The organism is Ruegeria sp. AM9 (assembly GCF_056540565.1).
Window position 1 is genome coordinate 1 of record NZ_JBQFWY010000001.1, and the last position, 20,829, is coordinate 20,829.

Genomic DNA, 20,829 nt, shown 5'->3' on the forward strand with positions numbered 1-20,829 from the left:
CGCAAATTCCCAACCCGAAAGGGAGATAAAATGACCGCCATCGACCCGACACCCGGTGCATCAAAGCCCGTCACCCTGCGCGTGCTCTTCACTCTGAACGCGCTGAAAATCCTTTTGGCCTTTGGCTTCTTTGCCGCCTTCAAGTTCTACGGGCTGCAGGTCGGAGAGCTGGCCGGACCGCAAGCCGCCAACCTGATGCTCTATACGATGCTGGGGTACATGGTGACTTTTACCTGCATCATCACCTCCATCCTCAAGCGCAGCATGATTGGCATCCGCGCCGCGATAGCCGTTGATTTTCTGGTCTCGATCCCGGCGACCGCGGTCATCGGCTTTATCATCGCGATCATCAGCATGGGCCTGACCTTCACTGCCCCTGTCCGCGCGTATTTCGCGTATCGTGGTTAAGATGCGCGTCCCGCCCCGCGCGGCATGACGAGGCGCTGGGTTTGATCGAAGAAACAGGCAACGCAGAAAGGACGGCTCCATGACCACCGAACCGGGGATTTCAACCGACTTCCCGTTTGACTCGAAATATGTCGAGGTGAACGGCCAGCGCATCCACTATGTCGACGAAGGCGAAGGCGCGCCGGTTCTGTTTCTGCATGGCAATCCGACCTCGTCCTATCTGTGGCGCAACATCATCCCCTATGCTGCCAGGCAGGGCCGCGCCATCGCCCTGGATCTGATCGGCATGGGGAAATCGGACAAGCCCGACATTCCGTTTGGTACCTGACGAAGTTCACCCATCTCAAACCACTATGACGCATTCCTATGACGTCCCTAGCCGCCTTGTGCGCCAAACCTGCTTATTTTGCCACGACAAAACCCCAGTTTTGTTGATGTGAGGGCCTCGGTTTCTCGGCCATTATCCCCTTGGGAATTCGTTGATCGCAGCATATCACCGGATGCAGTGTGCGTTGTTTTGAGTGCAAAGCTTGTGACTGCGTTCATGAGTGGGAAGAGTTGAACTGATGCCGGCGGACCAAGGCAGAAACAGCGTTCAGGACAAGGGAAGAAAACGAATTCCCGGACATCAAGCTATAGTGGGTGCGTGAGGCGGTAAATCAATCACCGCCTCGCACAGAAGCTTAAGATTAGCTGGCAGTTTCGTGTGCCAGCGCGTCCATCAGCGTGCCGAGGTTGTGCTGGAACATCGCGAGATAGCTGGTCGCAGGGCCACCGCGTTCGGACAGGGCGTCCGAGAACAGACGACCGCCGATCACAATGCCGGTCTCCTCCGAGATTTGCTGCACCAGGGCCGGGCTGGTGATGTTCTCGACAAACAGCGCCGCCGCGCCTTCGGCCTTCAACTGATCGATCAGGACAGCGAGATCCTTGGCTGACGGCTCGGCCTCGGTGTCGATTCCAACCGGAGCCAGAAAGGTCAGGCCGTATGCGTCCGCCAGATAGCCGAACGCATCATGCGCGGTCACAACGGTGCGACGGTTCGCGGGCAGGTCGGCCAGTTTTGACTTGGTTTCGGCATCCAGCGATTCCAGCTCGGCGATGTAGGCGTCGGCGTTGGCGGCGATCTCGTCAGCGTGCTCGGGCATGGCCTCTTTCATCGCGGCGGCCACGTTGGTCACGTAGATCACGCCGTTTGATAAAGAGTTCCACGCGTGCGGGTCGGTTATCCCGTCAACCTTGACCGGCGTGATGCCGGCGGTGGCCACGTGGACGGTTGCTTCGGTTCCGGATTCCGAAATCAAAGTGTCGGACCACGTCTCGAAACCCAGGCCGTTGACGAAAATGATGTCCGCTTGAGCCACGGCGCGCGCATCCGCGACCGAGGGCTGATAGACATGCGCGTCCGCGTCAGGGCCCACGATGGTCGTCACAGTGGCCAGATCGCCCACGACCTCTTCGACCATGTCGCCCAGGATCGAAAAGCTGGCGACGATCTTGACGTCGTCTTCAGCAGCGGCCGGCAGTGCGGCCAGAGCAAAGGATGCCGTAGCAATACCGGCATAGAGGGATTTCACAAGAGTCATTTGGCTCTCTCTTCTTGATGGATTTGCGCAACGGTGAGGTCTTTTGAAACGGACGGTCTGCGCAGCCGTCTGCCAAAACCAAGGGGGCCAAAAATGGCCGAAACGAAGAAGAACCCGCCCGCGACCAGCACAATTGCCGGACCGGATGGGGTGTCCGGGAACAGGTACGACAGGGTCAGGCCAATCCAGCAACTGGACAGGGCAAAAAGGAAGCCCAGAACCAGTTGCCCCGTGATCGTGCTGGCCCAGTAGCGTGCCGCCGTTGCGGGCAGGATCATCAGGCCAACCGCCATCAGCGTGCCCAGCGTCTTGAAGGCCGCCAGCAGGTTCAGCACCAGAAGCAGCATAAAGCCCTGATCGATCAGCCACGGACGGCGCGTTTGGGTTTCAAAGAAAACGGGGTCACAGGTGCTGACGATCAAAGGCCGCAGCAAGAAGGCGAAAGCAACCAGTGTGACGGTGGCGACCCTGCCCACCAGCAGCATTGAAGCGTCGTCTATGCCGAGGATCGATCCGAACAGGAAGCTTTTCAACGGAACCGCAGACCCTGCGGCCGACAGGATGAAGATACCGACCGCAAGTGCGATCAGGTAAAGCGAGGCAAGGCTGGCATCGCTGCGCAGGATCGTCCGGCGCGCCAGAAAGGCCGTCAGAATGGCAACCCCCACGCCTGCGATCAGACCGCCAACCAGCAGCGACATGACCGACAGGCCCGCCGTGACAAACCCGATGACGATGCCGGGCGTGATGGCATGGGCCATGGCCTCGCCCGCCAGTGACAAGCGACGCAGGACAAGGAACGCGCCCACCGGCGCCACCGAGGCCGACAGGACCGTGGTCGCCACAAAGGCACGCCGCATGAAGGCAAAGCTCCACATTTCGCTGAGGAGGTCAAACATGAGCGTGCTCCGATGTTGAACGGTTGCCCCGGAACATCCAGGAGGCCTGGCTTTCCGAAAGATATCCTTGGGCCACCAGCCGGTCCGGGGTCAGCACGTCGCTGACCTTGCCGTAGGTTGCCTCTTGCCCGCCCAAAAGCAGGGCGTGGCTGCAATGATCCAGCACAGACGACAGATCATGCACCACCAACACAACGGCACGGCCCTCGCCGCGCCAGCGTTCGATGATCGACAGCAGATGCGCCTCGGTTTGTTGATCGACGGCCGCAAAGGGTTCATCCAGCAGGACAAGCGGAGCGTCCTGCATGATCACTCGGGCAAACAAGGCGCGCTGCAATTGCCCGCCGGACAGCATGTGCAAGGGCCGGTCCGCGATGTCCAGAACGCCGGCTTCATCCAGAGCAGCGGTCATCCGGTCACGCGCGGCATTGTCCAGCCCGGAACGGAGGCCAAAGCCGCGCCATGCGCCCATTGCAGCCAGATCCCGCACGCGGATGGGGAAACGCCGGTCAAACTCGGTCATCTGCGCCAGATAGCCGATTTCACGGGGGCGGCCTTGCGGCCAGTCAACGCTGCCCGAAAGCGGGTCGATCAGACCCAACAGCATCTTCACGAATGTGCTCTTGCCCGAACCGTTGGCCCCCAATACGGCCAAAGTCGTGCCGGCTTCGACATCCATGGACAAGCGGCGGAACAGGGTCAGGTCGCGGTAGCCAAGGGTCAGATCGCGGATTTGCAGAACAGCTGACATCAGATCACCGCGTAAATCGCAAGCCACAGAAGCGCCGACAGAGCCAGAGCGCCCGCAACCAGCACCGGTATGCTGTATTCCGTCAGGCAGCGGCCGCGGTGCGCAACGTCATAGTCGGTCGAACGGCGCGTCATCGGGCTGCCTCGCAGGACACAGAAATGCCAGACTGGGCCGAGGTGACATTCACCCCACGCGTTTTGCAGGGTCGGGATTCAGAATTCCGCAATGACAATGACTTCGCCTCCTCAGCTTGGACGAGGGCAAAGCGAGTGCAAGGTTCTGAACGGCAAAGGCCGCGTGAAACATTGTCATCTCCCTCTGGGACACCCCGCCCAGGTTAGTAATAATTCGGATGGCAGGTCTCCTGACTTGCGGGTCAACGCTATCCCGATCCTTCCCAGGCGTTTGCCCAGTGGCCGATCTCGGGTCGCTCACCGCCTACAGTTGCGGGGGCAGTCACGGAATTGGCCTTTTCAGTGCCGCACCGTATTCCCTTTTATCCCAAACCGCAGAACACGGTCGGGAACCATCCCGGTCACAAAACACAAATCAAGTTGATTCGACAATAGAGCGCGCTATCTACAGCGGTTGATCGCTTGAACTTCACAGGGCGTTTGAGCGGTTTTATGGCCGCCGCCATACGACCGCCAGCCCTATGCTATGCAGAGTTCTGAAGGCATTCGAAACCGCGCAGCCATGCTTTGGCCAAACGCGCCGCATCCGGCCCCGCCCGGTGCGGTGGCGGCCCCGCACTTTCCAACGTGTGATAGACGCATTCGATCGCTGCATGGTCGGTCAGGCTCATCCGGACATAGCTGTCAAAATCCAGAAGCTGGACTTTGGGAAATGGCATGTCCGTCTCCAGCAGCCGTATCAGCCACCGCCGCTCAAACTCTGGATTGTCTGTCACGGCAATTCCGGTGTTTTCTGCCTTGAACCATTGTGCGACTGCTTTGGGATCCTCGCCCTCTGCTTCAAGATATGCGCGGCTTAACCCGTGGATTCCGGCACTGACATCCGACCAGCCCGCCGCATCCCAGTCCGGATGGGGTTTGATAAGGCGTGATGCGGTGATCACCTTGCTCTGGACCACGCGCGAAATCCCGATCTCGATCGGCCAACTGATCGCGCTGAGAGAACTGGCTTCGAAATCGAGGAAATAGGCAGGCTGGGTTCGGACCAGATTCTGTGTTCGTTCAGTCAAAACGGGCTATCCAATCTTGTTGCGATAGGCTCAACGGGTAGGTGTCACGCATCAAATGTTACTTCGATTGTGTGGTGGCATGTTATTGCCATTGCGTTTCGGCGGATAGGCGTAGCATGGCTCAATCCCCGGATTTGAAAAGAACTTCCGGGTTTTCCCCTTTGCATCCGGTTAGATTTGACCCATCTCGGCGACACATTTTCCAAAGGAGAGACACATGTCGCGTACTATCGTATTAGCTGTAGCCATCGCCGCCATTGGCGCCGGCGCGTATTATTACCTTACTCAACCCGAACCCACGCCCGCCGAACAATTGCAATCGGCGGCGCAAGATGCTGGCGACGCGGTCAGCGAGGCAGCCCAGGACGCAACCGATGCGGTCAGCGAGGCTGCAAGCTCGGTCACGGAACAGGCAGCCGAAGGCGCCTCGTCCATTGCGGCACAGGCCACTGACGCGGCCGAGCAGGCCGGAGAAGCGGCCACGGACCTAGCCAATCAGGCCGGTGAGGAAGTCGCCGCATTGGCGACCCAGGGTCAGGACCTGCTGAACTCGTGGGTCGAGAACGGCGCGCTGAGCCTTGAGAATTTCGACTATGACACGATGGTGACCTCAATTCAGGAAAGCGATCTGGCGCAGGACCTGAAAACACAGGCCATTCAGATTCTGGATGACATCAAGGCTTCACCAGAAACGATCGCGGTTAAGTTCCAGGAACTTCGCGACCTGCTGTCGGGACAGTGAAGCAAACGGGTCGCCCGGTTCGGGCGGCCCCCTATTGGACGTGGCGTAGGCTCCATCCACGTCAGGGCGTCGGTCGATTGACGCGCACAGGCGCATTTGTTTGGCTGTCATCGAGTTAGAAATAAACCCAAATTCATCTGTTACACGGGGCGTCCTTATGGTGCCGCTAGTGACTGGGTTTTGGCAACGATACGCGCAGTTCAGAAACAAGGAACGACCATGACCACCCTGCCCCAGACCATGTTTGCAACCGTTCTTTTGCACGACGGTTATTCCGGTGAAGCCACCGGTCCATATATCGAAAACGCCGGAGATTGGCTGGCCGAAGCCGAACTGCCGGTTCCTGAACCCGGCCCCGGGCAGGTTCTGGTCAAGTTGCGCGCAGCCTCGGTGAACCCGTCCGATATCCATTTCATCAAGGGCGAATACGGGCAGCCCCGCGTCAAAGGGGCGGCCGCCGGGTTTGAGGGCTGTGGCGACGTCGTCGCGACCGGTCAAGGTTCCGAGGCGCTGATGGGTCAGCGCGTTGCTTTCATCACCGCCGGTTCCGGTGCCTGGGCCGATTACGTGCTGGCACCGGCGATGATGTGCATCCCCCTGCGCACCGAGATTTCCGACGAAGACGGCGCGGCGCAGATCGTGAACCCTCTGACCGCCATGGCGATGGTTGATATCGCCCGAGGCGCCGGGGACGCGTTCGTGGTTTCGGCGGCCACCAGCCAGTTGGGTAAACTGATGTGCGGCCTCGGGCGCGACCTTGGCCTGAAACCGATCGCTCTGGTCCGGCGCGGCGAAACGGTCGACATGTTGAAAGACCACGGAGCGGCAGAGGTTCTGGTGACCACCGATCCGGAGGTCGCCCAGAAATTTGCCAATGTCAGTCAGGCTCTGAAGCCCCGCGTGTTCCTGGACGCTGTGGCCGATCAACTGTCCGAGCAGGTGTTCTGCGCCATGCCCAATCAGGCGCGCTGGGTCTGCTATGGCAAGCTGAGCGCCGAACTGCCGAAACTGACGCAGATGGGCCAGCTGATCTTTATGGGCAAGCAGATCAAGGGCTTCTGGCTGACCAATTGGGTGACCTCCACCCCGCCGCAGGATCAGGCGCGTGTCGTGGCCGAGGTTCAGGCCCGCTTTGCCGATGGCCGCTGGAAAACCGATGTTTCCGAACGGCTTGCACTGAATGAGTTGGTGCCAAATCTGGCCGAAGCCCTGAAAAAGAGTGACGGAAAGGTGATTATCACGCCATAGTAGAACAAAGCCCCGGGTGACGGAGGATCTCCGGGGCGTTTAAAACGCCGGGCCCACCGGCTGGGAGGGTGAAATTGGACAATGCGCAGCTGCTGATCAGCGGGCTGGCAAATGGCTGTGTCTATGGCCTGATCGCGCTTGGTTTTGTGTTGATCTACAAAGCGACCGAGGCGGTGAATTTCGCTCAGGGCGACTTCATGATGCTGGGGGCCTTTGTCACCATCGGGCTTACCAATACCGAATACATGGGGCTGCCCTTCTGGCTGGCGCTTCCGATCTCGCTGGGGATCATGGGCGCGCTTGGGTATCTGCTGAACCGGCTGATCATCCGTCGTCTGTTTGGGGAAAGCCAGACTGCGGTGGTGATCCTGACGATCGCTCTGGGCTTTGTGATCCGCTTTGTGGCCGGGCTGATCTGGGGGCACGAGCCGCAAACCTTGCAGAGCCCTCTGGCCGGAAAGGAATTCCGGTTTGGAGGCATTGTCCTGGGCATGGAGGATGTGGCCGTCATCGTCGTCACCGTTTTGCTGACGTGGGGGATGTATGTGTTCTTCAACCGGACAAAACTTGGGTTGGCGATGCAGGGTGCTTCGCAGAACCAGTTGGCGGCTTATTACATGGGCATTCCGGTCAAACGCGTTCAGGGGTTCATCTGGGCCTTGGCCGGTGTGGTCGCCGGTATTGCGGGCGTGTTGTTCGCCGCCAAAGGCGCTGTTGATCCAACAACCGGCCTTTTGGGGATCAAAGCCTTCGCTGCTGCAGTGATCGGCGGGCTTGGCAGCTTACCGGGCGCACTGGCCGGAGGGTTGATCGTCGGCGTCATCGAACCCTTTGCCAGCCGTTACATCGCTGCGGGCTACAGTCAGATCGCGCCTTACGCGCTGTTGCTGGCGGTGCTGATCTTCCGCCCCAACGGCCTGTTCAGTCAGGTTCGGGTCAAGAAGGTCTAGGTCATGCGGATCGTGTTCAAAACCGACTATCTGCAGGATATCCGCCCCTGGAAGGATCGCTATCAGCTCAGCCTCTACCTGATCCTTCTGACCGTCGTGGCCGCCGCGCCGTGGTGGCTAGATGATTTCTATCTGGGAGAGCTGACAAACGTCCTGATCTGGGCCATCGCCGGGCTGGGCCTGATGGTCCTGACAGGCCATACAGGACAGGTCAGTCTGGGTCATGCCGCCTTTCTGGCCTTTGGGTGTTATGCCAACGTCATCCTGATCGAGGCTGGCGTGCCCTTTCTGGTCGCCTTCCCGCTGGCCGGTGTCCTGACGGGCATTGCCGGAGTGACGGTCGCCATCCCTGCCCTGCGCTTGCACGGTATCTACCTGGCGATCTTCACCATGGCCTTGTCGATCCTGATGGATGACGTGATCGTTCTGGCCGAGCCGATCACCGGCGGCGTGGCGGGTAAATATCTGGGCGGGGTCGAGGTTTTCGGCCATCTGGTTGATCGATGGGCCACGCCTGATCAGTTCTTCTGGTTGGTTCTTGGTGTGGCCGTTCTGGTCACCCTCGGCTATATCAACCTGCTGCGCGCACCATTGGGGCGGGCGTTCATCGCGGTGCGCGACTCCGAGATTTCGGCACAGGCGATGGGGATCGATATTGCCCGCACCAAGATGATCTCGTTCGCCTTATCTTGTGCCATCACCGGCTGGGCCGGAGCGCTGATGGGCATGTACGCAGGCGCGTTCAACAACGAGACCTTCAGCGTTCTGATCTCGATCCAGTTGCTGATGATGATCGTGATCGGTGGGTTGGGGTCGATCCACGGCGCATTTCTGGGCGCCATCGTGATCGGGTTCCTGCCGCAGTTCCTGTCGATCTCAAAGGAATACGTGAGTGCGCTGTTCGGTGGCAACACGGTGGCCATTCCGGGGTTGGAGTTCGGAATCTTCGGAATGATCCTGATCGCCTTCATCCTGTTCGAACCGATGGGCCTTTATGGTCGTTGGCTGAAGATCCGCACGTGGTTCGAGCTGTTCCCCTTTTATCGAAAGGACATGTTCAAGCGGCAGAAGTCCTACCTCAAGACGGAACGCCTGCGATGAGCCTGTTGGAGTTCGAAAACGTCACCCTCAAATTCGGCGGCCTGATCGCAGTCAACGATTTGTCCTTCTCGGTCGAACAAGGTGAGGTCTTTGCCATCGTCGGCCCGAACGGCGCGGGCAAGTCCACCGTCTTCAACCTGATATCGCGGTTCTATGATCCATTTGCCGGGGCGATCCGCTTTGACGGCCACGATCTTCTACAGGCCAAACCCTCGGCCGTGGCGGCCTACGGCGTGGCCCGAACGTTCCAGAATATCGAGCTGTTCGAACACGCAACCGTTCTGCAGAACCTTCTGGTCGGACGGCATCGGCATCGCCGCACCAACATGCTGTCCGAGGTGCTGTTCCTACCCTCCGCCCGGCGGCAAGAGGTCGAAAACCGCGAAAAGGTCGAAGAGATCATCGATTTCCTCGACCTGCAGGCTTACCGCGATAAGATGATCTCGGGCCTGCCGTATGGCGTGCGTAAGGTGGTCGAGGTTGCGCGCGCGCTGGCCACCGATCCCAAGCTGCTGTTGCTGGACGAACCGGCCTCGGGGCTGTCGGTCGAAGAGACCACGGATATGCGCTGGTGGATCGACGATATTCGGCGGCAGATGGGTATCACCGTGTTGATGGTCGAACATGACATGGGGCTGGTCTCGGGCGTATCCGACAGGGTTCTGGCCATGGCCGACGGCGCAAAACTGGCGCTTGGCACACCCGCAGAGGTTCAATCCCACCCCGCCGTGGTCGAAGCCTATCTGGGGAAAGCCTCATGAGCGATCCCGTCCTGACCATCCGCAATGTCGAAAGCTTTTATGGCCCGATCATGGCCATCCGCGGCGTGTCACTGGACGTGCATCGCGGTCAGATCGTCTCGATCCTCGGGGCGAATGGCGCGGGAAAGACGACCCTGATGAAAACCGTCTCGGGCGTGATGGACCCAGAAAAGGGTAAAATCACCTTTGATGGTGTCGAAATACAAGGGTCGGAGCCGCACAAGGTTGTTGAAATGGGCATCGTCCACGTCCCCGAAGGGCGCGAGGTTTTCCCCCTGATGACGGTTGATGAAAACCTCAACCTTGGCGCTTATACCTTGGCCGACAAGTCCCGGATCGATCACAACCGGGAACTGGTGTTTGCTTACTTTCCCATCCTGAAGGAACGGCGCAGCCAAGAGGCCGGCACCCTGTCGGGCGGTCAGCAACAGATGCTGGCCATCGGGCGCGGCCTGATGGCGGACCCCAAGATCATGCTGCTGGACGAGCCGTCTCTGGGCCTGTCCCCCCTGCTGGTGCAGGAGATCTTTGGCATCCTCAAGCGCCTGAACGACGAGCAGAACATGACCATGATGCTGGTTGAGCAGAACGCCAAGGCCGCCCTTGAACTGGCCCAGCACGGTTATGTGATGGAGGTCGGACGCATCGTCATGGATGGCGCCGCGGATGTGTTGATGCAGTCCGACGACATCCAGAACTTCTATCTGGGCGTGCAAGAGGAAGGCGCGCGGGAAACCCGCCGATGGAAACGTAAGAAGACGTGGAGGTGAGCGGTTGAATATCAGCACCCTGCCCCCTCAGACCAATATCAACGGCGTCTGGCTCAACGCCACTGCCGGACAGCGCCCGGTGCATGTGGATGAATGCACCACCGTCACTCAATTATTCCAGAAACGCTGCGCCGCGCTGGGGGACCGCACCGCCCATCGTGAAAAGGACCTTGGGATCTGGAAATCCTATTCGTGGTCTGACTATTGGCAACACGCCAAATGGATCGGGCTGGCGCTGCGGAAGCTGGGTCTGAAACGCGGTGAGGTCGTCTCGATCCTGTCCGAAGACCGTAAGGAATGGGCGTGGTTCGACATGGGCATTCAGGCCGTTGGTGGAATTGCATCGGGCGTCTACACAACGGACTCGGCCAACCAGTTGAAATACCTGGTCAATGACAGCGACAGCCGGTTCCTGATCGTCGAAAACGAAGAGCAGCTGGACAAGTATCTTGAGGTTGAGGTCGAGGTACCAAATCTGCTGAACGTCATCATTCTTGAGGATGAGGGTCTGCACGACCTGACCCATCCCCGCTGCATGATGATCGACGAATTGTACGCGCTGGGACAACATGTCGAGTCCGAGGACCCGACACGGTTCGAGGCTGAACTGGCGCTGGTATCGCCTCAAGACACGGCGCTGCTGATCTACACCTCTGGCACCACCGGCAAGCCCAAGGGGGCTATGCTGAGCCATGAAAACATTCTGGCCGCCATCGAAAGCGGGGCCCGCGCCCTGCCCGCCTTTGAAACCGACGAACAGCTGTGTTTCCTGCCGCTCTGCCATATCCTGGAACGCGCGGTCTCGATCTATTTCCCGCTGGCCGCCAAGTGCGTCGTGAATTTCGCCGAAAGCCCCGAGACCGTTTTCGCCAATCTGCAAGAGGTTTCCCCTACCACATTCGTTGCCGTGCCGCGCGTGTGGGAGAAGATTTACTCTCACGTCCAGATCATGGCGCAGGACGCGACCCCTGCAGGTCGGGCCGCGTATCGGATGGCGCTGAAAGCCGGGTACGCGCGGGCTGAGTACTTATGCGCAGGCCAACCCGTTCCGGCCGGTGTTTCGGCGCGGTTTTGGCTGTGGGATCGTCTGGTGCTGCGCAACCTGCGGCGAATGCTGGGGCTGGACAAAATGCGCCGGGGCGGCACCGGGGCGGCACCGATCTCGCCCGAGTTGCTAAGATGGTACTGGGCCATCGGCGCGCCGCTGATCGAAGGGTTCGGGATGACCGAAACCTCGGGGCTGGCGACCATAAACAGCATTGAGACCAACAAGATCGGCACCGTTGGCCCGGCTATTGCCAGCAATGACATCCGCATCTCAGACGAAGGTGAAATCCAACTGAAGGGGCTGAACATCTTTCAGGGCTATTGGCGCAACAACGCCAAGACGGCCGAGACCTTCACCGCCGATGGCTGGCTGCGGACCGGCGATCTGGGGCATATCGACGATCAAGGCTTTGTCACCATCACCGGACGGCTGAAAGACGTCATCATCACCGCGGGCGGCAAGAACATCACCCCGGCCGAGATCGAAAGCCGTTTGAAGTTCAGCCCCTATATCGCGGATGCGGTGATCATTGGCGATGCTCGAAAATACCTGACCGCCCTGATCATGATCGATCAGGAAAACGTCGAGAAATACGCGCAGGATCAGAAAATCCCGTTCTCGAACTTCGCCTCGCTGTGTGCCGCGCCCGAGGTCAGGGATCAGATCGGGGTCGAGGTCGCCACAGTCAACAAGGAATTCGCCCGCGTGGAACAGATCAAGGATTTCCGCCTGATCGACGTGCTGCTGACCGCTGATGACGACGAACTGACCGCGACGATGAAACTGAAGCGCAGCTTCGTGGAACAGAAACACGCCCATCTTATTGAAGACATGTATAAATAAGGAATTCACAGGGAGGAGAAGTTATGACCAAAGGGATCAAAGGCCTAGCCGCCGCAGCCGCTTTGACGGTGTCCGCGTCCTTGGCATCGGCGCAGACACAGGGCGTCACGGATGATGAGATCGTCATCGGTTCGGTCAACGATCTGAGCGGTATCTTCGCCGCTGTTGGCGTTCCGGCGACAAAGGGCGCAAACGTGGTGTTTGACCGGGTCAACGCCGCGGGTGGCGTGCATGGTCGTACCATCCGCTATGTGGTCGAAGACAACGGCTACCAGATGCCGCGCGCGATGCAGGGCTATAACAAGCTGCTGAACCGCGACAAGGTATTCGCCATGCTGCAATCGCTGGGCACCCCGATGAACCTGGCCGGGTTCAAGCTGCTCGATCCCAAGGGCATTCCGAACGTTGCCCCTCTGACGGCATCAAGCCAGATGCTGCAGGAGCCGATGAAGAACAAGTTTACCTCGTTTTCCACCTATTTTGACCAAAGCCGTGTCGGCGTGAAATATCTGGCCGGTCAGTTCGGGGCGCAAAACGTCTGCACCATGTACCTGCCGACGGATTTCGGAGAGGAGATTCTGGAAGGCAGCAAGGCCGGGGCCGAAGAGGCCGGTATCGCCTTCGTCGCCGAGACGACGCACAAGCCCGATGAGACGGACTTTGTTGGTTCCCTCAGCAAGCTCAAGGAAGAAGGCTGCGATATCGTCACGATTGCCCTGGGTGTGCGTCAGGCCATCACGGTTGTGGGTACGGCCAAAAAGATGGGCCTGACCGATATGAAGTTCATGGGCACCGCAGCAAGCTTTCTGACCGTCGTCGCGCAAGTTCCGGGCGGGGTAACGGATGGGTTCTACGCCGCCGCCTCATGGCAGGACCTGTGGGCGCGCGCCGAAGACCCTGCCCCCGCCGCGTTCATCGAGGAATACAAGACCGCAACTGGCGAAGACCCCGTCGGGTTTTCAATGCTGGGCTATTCCGCCGCTGAAATGATGGTCAGGGCGCTGGAGGCCGCAGGACCCGATCTGACTCATGAAAGCTTTATCGCTGCTATGGAAAGCCTGGACTATGATGACGAACTGGTTGGAAACCGCCTGACCTATAGCCCGGAGGATCATCAAGGGGCCGACACCGTCTTTGTCAATGTGGTCGAGAACGGGGCTTGGAAACTGATCTACGAGGAATAGGGTCAGACGGAATCGCCCGCGCTTTCACAGTGTTTGGGTCGGCTTCAGCATGTTTTGCCGTGTCACAAAACTGTTATATTTTGCGGCATGACAACCGCTCGAATCGAAAACGTACTGAAGCTGACCAACTGCGAAGTCATTGCGCAGGGCAATCGGCAATTCGTTTACCAACACCCCGACGCGCCGGATACGCTTCTGAAAATACCTCAGCCCGACACGATGGATGGGCAGGCCAACCTTTTGTCGGACACGTGGTTTGATAGAACTTTCCGTCGATCCACAGTCTTCAAAGGGTTCCTGCGCGAGTTTCACGAATCCTTTGATCTGATGGTTCGATACCAGAATAGCGATGACCCTATTCCGGTTTGCGAGGTTCGTGGCGTCATTCAAACGGATATGGGCCTTGCGCTTATGTATGAACGGATTTCCGAGCCGGATGGACAGCTTTCACCCAGCCTGAAAGAACTGGCCAACAGCAGGCGCCTTACACGTGAACATCTGACCGCACTGCACAAGCACTTTGACCAGTTGATCGAGCAACAGGTCCTGATCAGCAACAAGAACACGGGTAACCTTGTGTACCAGACGTTTCCCGACAGATCGGCACGATGGGTTTGGATCGACAGTTTCGGCTGCAAGCAGCTCATTCCCGTCCGTCGCTGGTTCGGGTTTCTGAACAGGCGCAAGATCGATCAGATCAGAGACAGATTTACCAAAGTCGCCGAGACGGCTTTGCGCCAATAGTCGGTCCTTGAAACATGCTTTGCTGGTCGTTTTACGACCCCACAAAGTAAAACGGCCGCAATCTCTTGCGACCGTTTGAAATTCGTATTCCGCAGCGATTAACGCTTCGAGAACTGGAACGAACGACGCGCTTTGCGCTTACCGTATTTCTTACGTTCCACAACGCGGCTGTCGCGGGTCAGGAAGCCAGCAGCTTTCAGAGCGCCACGCAGCGACGGATCGTACAGTTGCAGGGCTTTCGAAATGCCGTGCTTGACCGCACCGGCCTGACCGGTCAGGCCGCCGCCTTTGACGGTTGCAACGACGTCGAATTCGCCTTCGACACCAGCAACCTGGAACGGCTGGCGCAGGATCAGCTGCAGAACCGGACGGGCAAAGTACTTGTCCTGATCCTTGCCGTTCACGGTGACCTTGCCGGAACCCGGCTTGATCCAAACGCGGGCAACAGCGTCTTTACGTTTGCCGGTGGCGTAGGAACGGCCCAGTTCGTCACGCACGGGGTCGCGCACGATGACTTCTTCGGCCACGGTTTCAACGCCTGCGACGGCGCTCAGCTCTTCGAGAGTATTGATCTGATCAGCCATCGGTCATTAGCTCCGGGTGTTTTTCTTGTTCATGGACTTCACGTCCAGAACTTCGGGGGCCTGGGCTTCGTGCGGGTGCTCGGCACCGGCATAAACGCGCAGGTTGGTCATTTGCTGACGCGACAGGCGGTTACCCGGCAGCATGCGCTTGACCGCTTGGGTCACGACGCGCTCGGGGTGTGCACCCTCGAGGATCTGCTGCTTGGTGCGCGACTTGATGCCGCCCGGGTGGCCGGTGTGCCAGTAGAAGTTTTCTTCGCGCTTCTTGCCGGTCATCTGGATTTTGTCAGCGTTGATCACGATGACATTGTCGCCCATGTCCATGTTCGGGGTGAACGACGCTTTGTGCTTGCCACGCAGACGCATGGCGACGATCGAGGCAAGACGGCCCAGAACAACGCCCTCGGCGTCGATCAGGATCCATTTCTTGTCGATGTCTGCAGGTGTTGCAGAAAAGGTTTTCATGGCAGGATAGTCCTGTTTGATGTGAAAGACCGCCCCAAGACAGAGCGGCCCGAATTCGATGGATGGGGTTCTAGACGCGTGACGTTATTGCGTCAATACTTGCAATTTGCAAATTACAAATTAATAACAATGGCTTATAAAATAGGTATTATTTTACCCCACATTCAAACGCTGATTTGCTCGGGTGGATTGTCCAGCAACCTGCGCAACTGTTGCATTGCGTCCTCGAACCGCTCCAGCGACACATGGCCATTCATCGCAATGCGCACAGCATTAGGCGCCCGTCCGTCACGCAAGGCAAACTCGTCCGCGGACCGGAGTTGTATCCCCTCCCGCTCGGCCGCGCGTGAGAACGAACCGGCACGCCAGCCGGATGGCAGGTTAAGCCAGACAAAGGGCACGTCAGGCGCCCAGTTCAGGTCGAACCCACCTAGCGCATTTACGGCAACACGAACATAGTCCCCCATTCGAACGCGCACATCCCTGGCGATTTGGCGGGTTCGGGGATCGGACAGCAGCAGCCGGGTCAGCTCCGCCAGAGGCTGCGCCAGCCCGAAATACCCGTATTCAGCCGAGCGCCGCAAATCGACGCTCCGTTCTCGTGGCGCAATGGCAAAGCCAACACGCAGCGATGGCGTCAGGATTTTCGAGATCGAGGATACATGCCACCCCCGTTCGGGCGCCAAAGCCCGATAGCTGGGCTCACGCGCGTCGCCCATCCGATAGCAGTCGTCCTCGATGATCTGCAGGTCAAAGCGCCGGGCAACCTCGACAACCTCTTTCCGGCGCTCCAAAGGCGTGTGTGAGCCAGTGGGATTTTGCACCTCAGGCGAAACGCAGACAGCCTGCGCTGCCGTCTGACGCAACAGATGTTCCATCGCCTTGGGATCGATCCCCCATTTATCCATCTTCACGCCAATCACATCGGCGCGCATCAATTCCCCGGCGCGGCGGAACCCGGCGTAAGACAGGTCTTCGACCAGCACCACAGGCTTGGCCCCGCGCAGAATGGTTTGAAACACCAGACACAACCCGTTCTGACCGCCATGTGTCAGTACAATGTCGTCGTGAGTCAGCGCGCCCAGCGGCAAGTCCGACAGCCACTCGACCACCGCCTGGCGCATGGGTTGATAGACGTCCCGGGTCGGATAGTTCAGAAACAACCCCGGATCAGCTTGTGACACTTTCTGCAGGCACTCCCGGATGAGCGACACCTGCCCCACATCTGGCAAACGCGGGCTGAACAGGCTGACATTGGCGTTGTACTTGTCGTCGCGCAGATGCAACTGCCTAGCCCACACATCGTCCAGTATGGGTGATTTCGGAGGGGCCACAAATGTACCACGCCCGACCTCGGCTTGTAGCAAGCCCTCATCAGTCAGAATCGTGTAGGCCCGTGCGACGGTACCCGGTGTGATTTGTAATCGATACGCCAGTTCCCGCACCGGAGGCAGCTTTGCACCAATCTCGAGCAGGTTGTTATCAATGGCTTTTCGGATCGTATCCGCGACCAGAGTGTATTTCGGTCCCTTGGATTTCGGCAGCGCCTCTGGCCAAATTGTATCCATTACAATTCTTCCTTTGATTTTGACACAATCCTGAATGTATCAATCATTTATACCGAACAATAACATTTTGTGTCAATACAATTGGAAAGGATACCCACTATGACACGCGCAATGCACAACCCCGCCCTCATGCTGCTGAACGACAGTCCCCGGCTGCCGCTGATCGCCGCGCTGGCCGTGCGGTTTGCGGCAATCGTGACAAAGTGGGAACGCCAACGCCGCAGCCGAGTCAATTTGTCCAATCTGGACGACAGGCTTCTGAAGGATGTCGGTCTGACCAAAATTCAGGCCCGCAATGAATACACCCGCTATTTCTGGCAGGATTAAGTATTCCCCAGTCCCTTGACGGGACCTCTTCCTGGCCGGGCTTTGCCCCGGCCTTTTTTATCCGAATGACGCGGCGGCGGACCCTTCGGGCGGCAGTGAATAGGTCATCGTGGCCCGCGCAACGGGCTTGTCGGACCCTTCCGAGAACATCAGAACATCTCCGACCGCCAGGCTGCGGCCCAGCTTCAATAAGCGGCAATGGGCGATCATGTCCTTTCCGCCCTCAGGCTTGCGCAGAAAATCCAACGAACTGCTGGTGGTCACCGCCAGTGACTGACGCCCCTTGCGGGCCAGCACCAACGCATAAACGCTTACATCTGCAAGTCCGAACATGGATGGCCCGGATACGGTTCCGCCGGGGCGCAAATGCCTGTCTTCGACCACCAGCCGCATGACAATCGAATCTTCGGTCAGGTCCTCGACCACAAAATCCCGATGCACCTGAGGAAAGATCTGCCTCATATACTCCATCAGGTCGTCCCGACCCATTGCCAACGCCATGCTTCCCCTCCTCGGCTTGCCGACCTAGAGTTGGCCCGACATCAGATCGGAGGGCAAGATGGCAATTCTGGAACGTAACGACAAAGACGCGGTCGCGACCCTAAAAATGAACGCGCCCGAGCGCCTGAATGCCCTGAGCGATGAGATGCTGGCCGCGTTGCAATTCGAGTTCGACGCCCTGCGGGATGACAGCTCGATTCGCGCGGTGATCCTGTCGGGAGAAGGTAAGGCGTTTTGCGCGGGTCATGATCTGAAACAGATGACGGCCGGGCGTCAATCCGAGGATGGCGGCAAGGCCTATTTCCAGGACCTGTTCTCCAGATGCGCGCAGATGATGCTGTCGATTCAGTCCCTGCCCCAGCCCGTCATCGCGCAGGTTCATGGAATAGCCACGGCGGCGGGGTGCCAATTGGTCGCCACCTGCGATCTGGCGGTTGCGGCCGAGGGCACCCGGTTTGGCGTCAACGGGGTGAATATCGGGCTGTTCTGCTCGACGCCGATGGTTGCGCTCAGCCGGAATATCCCGCGCAAGCGCGCGTTCGAGATGTTGACGACCGGCGATTTCATTTCGGCGGAAAAAGCGGTTGAACTGGGGCTGATCAACCGCGTGGTGCCTGAAATGTTGCTGGAACACGAAACGGCAACCCTTGCAGATCAGCTTGCGGACAAGCTGGGATCAGCCGTGAAGATCGGCAAACAGGCGTTCTACACGCAATTGGATATGTCGATTGAAGAGGCCTACGCCTATACCGGCGAGGTAATGGCACAGAATATGCTGCACCGGGACACCGAAGAAGGGATATCCGCATTTATCGAAAAAAGACCGCCAAATTGGCATCAATAGGGCGATTGTTGTCAACATTTTTAAAGACTGTCCTCATTTTTGCACTTTTCAAAAAGGCGACACTGTGGCAAAGCTGGGACAGAGCGTATGCTCTGGAGACACTTTTGGGTCGCCGTGGGCGGAAGGTCCCTCCAAGCTGGTTTCTCTCACCGGCGTCGACATTCCCGCAGCGGTGACCCCAAAATCCCTTTAAATCATAAACGATGCGCCCCGTGTTGCGTTGCGCGGTGCTGTGCCCTATGTGGCAGCGCATGACACAGAAATTGCATATCGTGGGCGGCGGCATGGCCGGGTCCGAGGCTGCATGGCAGGCGGCGGAGATGGGCGTGGATGTTGTGATCCACGAAATGCGGCCCAAGGTGGGCACTTTCGCGCACCAGACCGGCAACCTAGCCGAGATGGTGTGTTCGAACTCGTTCCGCTCGGACGATGACGAACAGAACGCGGTTGGTCTTTTGCATTGGGAAATGCGCCAAGCCAACGGGCTGATCATGACAACTGCGGACGCGCACCGTCTGCCCGCCGGTGGCGCGCTGGCCGTGGACCGCGATCCCTTTGCCGAAGCGGTCACTGAAAAACTACGCGCCCATCCTCGGGTTGAGGTCACGGGCGAAGAGGTGACCTCCCTGCCCGAAGACGGGCACTGGATCTTTGCCACCGGTCCCCTGACCTCGGCCACGCTGGGTGAGGCTATTCGGATCGAGACCGGCGCCGAGTCCCTTGCGTTTTTCGACGCCATCGCCCCCATCGTCTATGCCGACAGCATCGACATGAGCAAAGCCTGGATGCAGTCGCGCTATGACAAGGGCGAGACCGAGGAAGAACGCACAGCCTATCTGAACTGTCCGATGGACCGCGAACAGTATGAGGCGTTCATCGATGCCCTGCTGGCCGCCGACAAAACCGAGTTCCACGAGGGTGAAACCGCCGGCTATTTCGACGGCTGCCTGCCGATCGAGGTGATGTCGGAGCGCGGGCGTGAAACCTTGCGCCATGGTCCGATGAAACCGGTTGGTCTGACCAACCCGCATCAGCCGGACGTGAAACCTCATGCGGTGGTGCAGTTGCGCCGGGACAATGCCCTGGGCACGCTGTTCAACATCGTGGGCTTTCAGACCAAGATGAAATACGGCGCGCAGACGGAAGTGTTCCGCATGATCCCGGGCCTTGAAAACGCCAGTTTTGCACGTCTAGGCGGCATCCACCGCAACACGTTCATCAACTCGCCCACCCTGCTGGATTCGCAGATGCGTCTGAAATCCAAGCCGAATATCCGGTTCGCCGGGCAGATTACCGGGGTCGAGGGCTATGTCGAAAGCGCGGCCATGGGGCTTCTGGCCGGTCGTCTGGCCGCGGTCGAAATACTGGGCCGTGTGTTGCCCGAAGTACCGCAGGACAGCGCAATGGGAGCCCTGATCCACCACATCACCGGCGGGGCCGAGGCCAAGACCTTTCAGCCCATGAACGTCAATTTCGGCCTTTTCCGCCCCGTTGACGGATTAAAAGGCGGACGCCGGGGCCGAAAGGACCGTTACAAGGCCTATACCGATCGGGCCAAGGCCGAATGGACAAACTGGCTGGCGCAGTGTTGACTGGACGCAGCCCGGCCTGACGTCCTAACATCCGTGAATGAGCGATAATAAAATCAAAGATAGCTACGGCTTAGAAACGCCCGAGGCTTCACGCGCGCATTATCAGAAATGGGCCTCTTCATACGATGCCGAAGTCGGTGCACACGGTTATGCCACCCCCGGACGCGTGGCCGAGGCGCTCTGGTCCAAAATGCCCGAAGCCCAGACGCCCGTTCTGGACTATGGATGCGGAACCGGCCTGTCAGGAGAAGCCCTGCACGCCGCCGGTTTTCAGGTGATAGACGGTGTCGATCCGACCCCCCAAATGTTGGAGGGGGCCGAGGCCAAGGGTATCTATCGCAAGCTCTCTACGTTCGACATAACGGACCCGGACCCGTTGGAGGAAGGGGCCTACAAGGCCATCGCCGCCATCGGCGTGATCAGTGTTGGCACGGCACCGCCCGAGGTGTTTGACATGCTGATGCGCGCCCTGCCCCAAAATGGCTTACTGGCTTTTTCCTTCAACGATCATACGCTTGTGGATAAGTCCTATACCGTTCGGTTGAACGACTGGCTGGATATGGGGGCCGCGCGGCTTCTGTTCCGGGAATATGGTCCTCACCTACCGGGCATGGACCTGAAATCTGACGTATATGTAGTTGAAAAAGCGTGACATTCAAAACCCGTTTCGCGCCATCGCCCACTGGCCCTTTGCATTTAGGTCATGCCT

Annotated in this window: 24 protein-coding genes and 1 riboswitch; of the genes, 15 read left to right on the forward strand and 9 right to left on the reverse strand. The window is 58.8% G+C overall.

The window, feature by feature from the left end; genetic code table 11:
- Positions 1-30 precede the first annotated feature (30 nt).
- Together ACR0DO_RS00005 and ACR0DO_RS00010 are read left to right on the forward strand one after the other, a co-directional pair.
- On the forward strand, positions 31-408 hold the full coding sequence (locus ACR0DO_RS00005; RefSeq protein WP_480556069.1) for a hypothetical protein: 378 nt from the start codon (positions 31-33) through the stop codon (positions 406-408).
- Between the two features lie 79 nt (positions 409-487).
- Positions 488-736: an alpha/beta fold hydrolase gene (locus tag ACR0DO_RS00010; protein WP_480556070.1), complete on the forward strand. Its 249-nt coding sequence runs from the start codon at positions 488-490 to the stop codon at positions 734-736.
- A gap of 361 nt (positions 737-1,097) precedes the next feature.
- Here ACR0DO_RS00010 and ACR0DO_RS00015 read toward each other — a convergent pair whose 3' ends face one another.
- The 5 genes from ACR0DO_RS00015 to ACR0DO_RS00035 form a co-directional block, all read right to left on the reverse strand.
- A complete protein-coding gene (locus tag ACR0DO_RS00015) occupies positions 1,098-1,994 on the reverse strand; it encodes a metal ABC transporter solute-binding protein, Zn/Mn family (RefSeq protein ID WP_480556071.1) in 897 nt (298 codons plus the stop codon).
- The gene (locus tag ACR0DO_RS00020; protein WP_480556072.1) at positions 1,991-2,893 is read right to left on the reverse strand and encodes a metal ABC transporter permease; all 903 of its coding nucleotides are present in this window, start codon (positions 2,891-2,893) and stop codon (positions 1,991-1,993) included. Before ACR0DO_RS00020 ends, ACR0DO_RS00015 begins: the two co-directional genes overlap by 4 nt.
- Positions 2,886-3,644, reverse strand: coding sequence for a metal ABC transporter ATP-binding protein (locus ACR0DO_RS00025; RefSeq protein ID WP_480556073.1), 759 nt, complete (start codon positions 3,642-3,644; stop codon positions 2,886-2,888). Before ACR0DO_RS00025 ends, ACR0DO_RS00020 begins: the two co-directional genes overlap by 8 nt.
- Complete coding sequence (locus tag ACR0DO_RS00030) at positions 3,644-3,778, reverse strand: hypothetical protein (RefSeq protein ID WP_480556074.1); 135 nt, start codon at positions 3,776-3,778, stop codon at positions 3,644-3,646. Before ACR0DO_RS00030 ends, ACR0DO_RS00025 begins: the two co-directional genes overlap by 1 nt.
- A gap of 203 nt (positions 3,779-3,981) precedes the next feature.
- Positions 3,982-4,190: riboswitch (cobalamin riboswitch) on the reverse strand.
- Between the two features lie 112 nt (positions 4,191-4,302).
- Positions 4,303-4,848, reverse strand: a complete 546-nt coding sequence (locus tag ACR0DO_RS00035) for a hypothetical protein (protein ID WP_480556075.1) — start codon at positions 4,846-4,848, stop codon at positions 4,303-4,305.
- 217 nt (positions 4,849-5,065) lie between these two features.
- Here ACR0DO_RS00035 and ACR0DO_RS00040 point away from each other — a divergent pair, with 217 nt between their 5' ends.
- The 9 genes from ACR0DO_RS00040 to ACR0DO_RS00080 all read left to right on the forward strand — a co-directional run bounded on the left by ACR0DO_RS00040 (position 5,066) and on the right by ACR0DO_RS00080 (position 14,239).
- Positions 5,066-5,590 (forward strand): hypothetical protein, encoded by a 525-nt coding sequence (locus ACR0DO_RS00040; protein ID WP_480556076.1) that lies wholly within the window; start codon positions 5,066-5,068, stop codon positions 5,588-5,590.
- 219 nt (positions 5,591-5,809) lie between these two features.
- Positions 5,810-6,838 (forward strand): alcohol dehydrogenase catalytic domain-containing protein, encoded by a 1,029-nt coding sequence (locus tag ACR0DO_RS00045; RefSeq protein WP_480556077.1) that lies wholly within the window; start codon positions 5,810-5,812, stop codon positions 6,836-6,838.
- A 74-nt stretch (positions 6,839-6,912) separates the two neighbouring features.
- The gene (locus ACR0DO_RS00050) at positions 6,913-7,788 is read left to right on the forward strand and encodes a branched-chain amino acid ABC transporter permease (RefSeq protein WP_480556078.1); all 876 of its coding nucleotides are present in this window, start codon (positions 6,913-6,915) and stop codon (positions 7,786-7,788) included.
- A 3-nt stretch (positions 7,789-7,791) separates the two neighbouring features.
- Positions 7,792-8,889, forward strand: coding sequence for a branched-chain amino acid ABC transporter permease (locus ACR0DO_RS00055; protein ID WP_480556079.1), 1,098 nt, complete (start codon positions 7,792-7,794; stop codon positions 8,887-8,889).
- A complete protein-coding gene (locus tag ACR0DO_RS00060) occupies positions 8,886-9,650 on the forward strand; it encodes an ABC transporter ATP-binding protein (RefSeq protein WP_480556080.1) in 765 nt (254 codons plus the stop codon). The genes ACR0DO_RS00055 and ACR0DO_RS00060 overlap by 4 nt, the downstream gene beginning before the upstream one ends.
- Positions 9,647-10,420 (forward strand): ABC transporter ATP-binding protein, encoded by a 774-nt coding sequence (locus tag ACR0DO_RS00065; protein ID WP_480556081.1) that lies wholly within the window; start codon positions 9,647-9,649, stop codon positions 10,418-10,420. The genes ACR0DO_RS00060 and ACR0DO_RS00065 overlap by 4 nt, the downstream gene beginning before the upstream one ends.
- A 4-nt stretch (positions 10,421-10,424) precedes the next feature.
- Positions 10,425-12,311 (forward strand): AMP-dependent synthetase/ligase, encoded by a 1,887-nt coding sequence (locus tag ACR0DO_RS00070; protein ID WP_480556082.1) that lies wholly within the window; start codon positions 10,425-10,427, stop codon positions 12,309-12,311.
- Between the two features lie 23 nt (positions 12,312-12,334).
- Positions 12,335-13,495 (forward strand): ABC transporter substrate-binding protein, encoded by a 1,161-nt coding sequence (locus ACR0DO_RS00075; RefSeq protein WP_480556083.1) that lies wholly within the window; start codon positions 12,335-12,337, stop codon positions 13,493-13,495.
- Positions 13,496-13,582: 87 nt separating this feature from the next.
- Positions 13,583-14,239, forward strand: coding sequence for a YrbL family protein (locus tag ACR0DO_RS00080; RefSeq protein ID WP_480556084.1), 657 nt, complete (start codon positions 13,583-13,585; stop codon positions 14,237-14,239).
- A gap of 98 nt (positions 14,240-14,337) precedes the next feature.
- Here ACR0DO_RS00080 and rpsI read toward each other — a convergent pair whose 3' ends face one another.
- From rpsI to ACR0DO_RS00095, 3 genes are all read right to left on the reverse strand, one after another.
- Positions 14,338-14,823 carry a 30S ribosomal protein S9 gene (gene rpsI / locus ACR0DO_RS00085; RefSeq protein ID WP_480556085.1) on the reverse strand — a complete coding sequence of 162 codons (486 nt, stop codon included), beginning with the start codon at positions 14,821-14,823 and terminating at the stop codon, positions 14,338-14,340.
- 6 nt (positions 14,824-14,829) lie between these two features.
- A complete protein-coding gene (gene rplM / locus ACR0DO_RS00090; protein WP_170324880.1) occupies positions 14,830-15,288 on the reverse strand; it encodes a 50S ribosomal protein L13 in 459 nt (152 codons plus the stop codon).
- A 164-nt stretch (positions 15,289-15,452) separates the two neighbouring features.
- Positions 15,453-16,856 carry an aminotransferase-like domain-containing protein gene (locus tag ACR0DO_RS00095; protein ID WP_480556086.1) on the reverse strand — a complete coding sequence of 468 codons (1,404 nt, stop codon included), beginning with the start codon at positions 16,854-16,856 and terminating at the stop codon, positions 15,453-15,455.
- Positions 16,857-16,955: 99 nt separating this feature from the next.
- Here ACR0DO_RS00095 and ACR0DO_RS00100 point away from each other — a divergent pair, with 99 nt between their 5' ends.
- Entirely contained in the window at positions 16,956-17,183 is a 228-nt protein-coding gene (locus tag ACR0DO_RS00100) for a DUF1127 domain-containing protein (protein WP_480556087.1), read from the forward strand.
- 57 nt (positions 17,184-17,240) lie between these two features.
- Here ACR0DO_RS00100 and ACR0DO_RS00105 read toward each other — a convergent pair whose 3' ends face one another.
- Positions 17,241-17,684 (reverse strand): PaaI family thioesterase, encoded by a 444-nt coding sequence (locus ACR0DO_RS00105; RefSeq protein WP_480556088.1) that lies wholly within the window; start codon positions 17,682-17,684, stop codon positions 17,241-17,243.
- 58 nt (positions 17,685-17,742) lie between these two features.
- Between ACR0DO_RS00105 and ACR0DO_RS00110 the strand changes: the two genes are divergently transcribed.
- From ACR0DO_RS00110 to ACR0DO_RS00120, 3 genes are all read left to right on the forward strand, one after another.
- Positions 17,743-18,528, forward strand: coding sequence for an enoyl-CoA hydratase (locus ACR0DO_RS00110; RefSeq protein ID WP_480556089.1), 786 nt, complete (start codon positions 17,743-17,745; stop codon positions 18,526-18,528).
- Between the two features lie 251 nt (positions 18,529-18,779).
- Positions 18,780-20,120 carry a methylenetetrahydrofolate--tRNA-(uracil(54)-C(5))-methyltransferase (FADH(2)-oxidizing) TrmFO gene (trmFO, locus tag ACR0DO_RS00115; protein WP_480556090.1) on the forward strand — a complete coding sequence of 447 codons (1,341 nt, stop codon included), beginning with the start codon at positions 18,780-18,782 and terminating at the stop codon, positions 20,118-20,120.
- A 37-nt stretch (positions 20,121-20,157) separates the two neighbouring features.
- Positions 20,158-20,772, forward strand: coding sequence for a class I SAM-dependent DNA methyltransferase (locus tag ACR0DO_RS00120; RefSeq protein WP_480556091.1), 615 nt, complete (start codon positions 20,158-20,160; stop codon positions 20,770-20,772).
- The last annotated feature ends 57 nt before the right edge of the window (positions 20,773-20,829 follow it).

What these genes read in the sequence shown, in the direction of transcription:
- ACR0DO_RS00110 (WP_480556089.1), top strand. Translation starts at nt 17,743, where the DNA reads ATGGCAATTCTGGAACGTAACGACAAAGACGCGGTCGCGACCCTAAAA.
- ACR0DO_RS00025 (WP_480556073.1), bottom strand. Translation starts at nt 3,644, where the DNA reads ATGTCAGCTGTTCTGCAAATCCGCGATCTGACCCTTGGCTACCGCGAC.
- ACR0DO_RS00080 (WP_480556084.1), top strand. Translation starts at nt 13,583, where the DNA reads ATGACAACCGCTCGAATCGAAAACGTACTGAAGCTGACCAACTGCGAA.
- ACR0DO_RS00095 (WP_480556086.1), bottom strand. Translation starts at nt 16,856, where the DNA reads ATGGATACAATTTGGCCAGAGGCGCTGCCGAAATCCAAGGGACCGAAA.
- rplM (WP_170324880.1), bottom strand. Translation starts at nt 15,288, where the DNA reads ATGAAAACCTTTTCTGCAACACCTGCAGACATCGACAAGAAATGGATC.
- rpsI (WP_480556085.1), bottom strand. Translation starts at nt 14,823, where the DNA reads ATGGCTGATCAGATCAATACTCTCGAAGAGCTGAGCGCCGTCGCAGGC.
- ACR0DO_RS00030 (WP_480556074.1), bottom strand. Translation starts at nt 3,778, where the DNA reads ATGACGCGCCGTTCGACCGACTATGACGTTGCGCACCGCGGCCGCTGC.
- ACR0DO_RS00075 (WP_480556083.1), top strand. Translation starts at nt 12,335, where the DNA reads ATGACCAAAGGGATCAAAGGCCTAGCCGCCGCAGCCGCTTTGACGGTG.
- ACR0DO_RS00040 (WP_480556076.1), top strand. Translation starts at nt 5,066, where the DNA reads ATGTCGCGTACTATCGTATTAGCTGTAGCCATCGCCGCCATTGGCGCC.
- ACR0DO_RS00120 (WP_480556091.1), top strand. Translation starts at nt 20,158, where the DNA reads ATGAGCGATAATAAAATCAAAGATAGCTACGGCTTAGAAACGCCCGAG.
- ACR0DO_RS00100 (WP_480556087.1), top strand. Translation starts at nt 16,956, where the DNA reads ATGACACGCGCAATGCACAACCCCGCCCTCATGCTGCTGAACGACAGT.
- ACR0DO_RS00065 (WP_480556081.1), top strand. Translation starts at nt 9,647, where the DNA reads ATGAGCGATCCCGTCCTGACCATCCGCAATGTCGAAAGCTTTTATGGC.
- ACR0DO_RS00015 (WP_480556071.1), bottom strand. Translation starts at nt 1,994, where the DNA reads ATGACTCTTGTGAAATCCCTCTATGCCGGTATTGCTACGGCATCCTTT.
- ACR0DO_RS00060 (WP_480556080.1), top strand. Translation starts at nt 8,886, where the DNA reads ATGAGCCTGTTGGAGTTCGAAAACGTCACCCTCAAATTCGGCGGCCTG.
- ACR0DO_RS00105 (WP_480556088.1), bottom strand. Translation starts at nt 17,684, where the DNA reads ATGGCGTTGGCAATGGGTCGGGACGACCTGATGGAGTATATGAGGCAG.
- ACR0DO_RS00010 (WP_480556070.1), top strand. Translation starts at nt 488, where the DNA reads ATGACCACCGAACCGGGGATTTCAACCGACTTCCCGTTTGACTCGAAA.
- ACR0DO_RS00045 (WP_480556077.1), top strand. Translation starts at nt 5,810, where the DNA reads ATGACCACCCTGCCCCAGACCATGTTTGCAACCGTTCTTTTGCACGAC.
- trmFO (WP_480556090.1), top strand. Translation starts at nt 18,780, where the DNA reads ATGACACAGAAATTGCATATCGTGGGCGGCGGCATGGCCGGGTCCGAG.
- ACR0DO_RS00005 (WP_480556069.1), top strand. Translation starts at nt 31, where the DNA reads ATGACCGCCATCGACCCGACACCCGGTGCATCAAAGCCCGTCACCCTG.
- ACR0DO_RS00055 (WP_480556079.1), top strand. Translation starts at nt 7,792, where the DNA reads ATGCGGATCGTGTTCAAAACCGACTATCTGCAGGATATCCGCCCCTGG.
- ACR0DO_RS00020 (WP_480556072.1), bottom strand. Translation starts at nt 2,893, where the DNA reads ATGTTTGACCTCCTCAGCGAAATGTGGAGCTTTGCCTTCATGCGGCGT.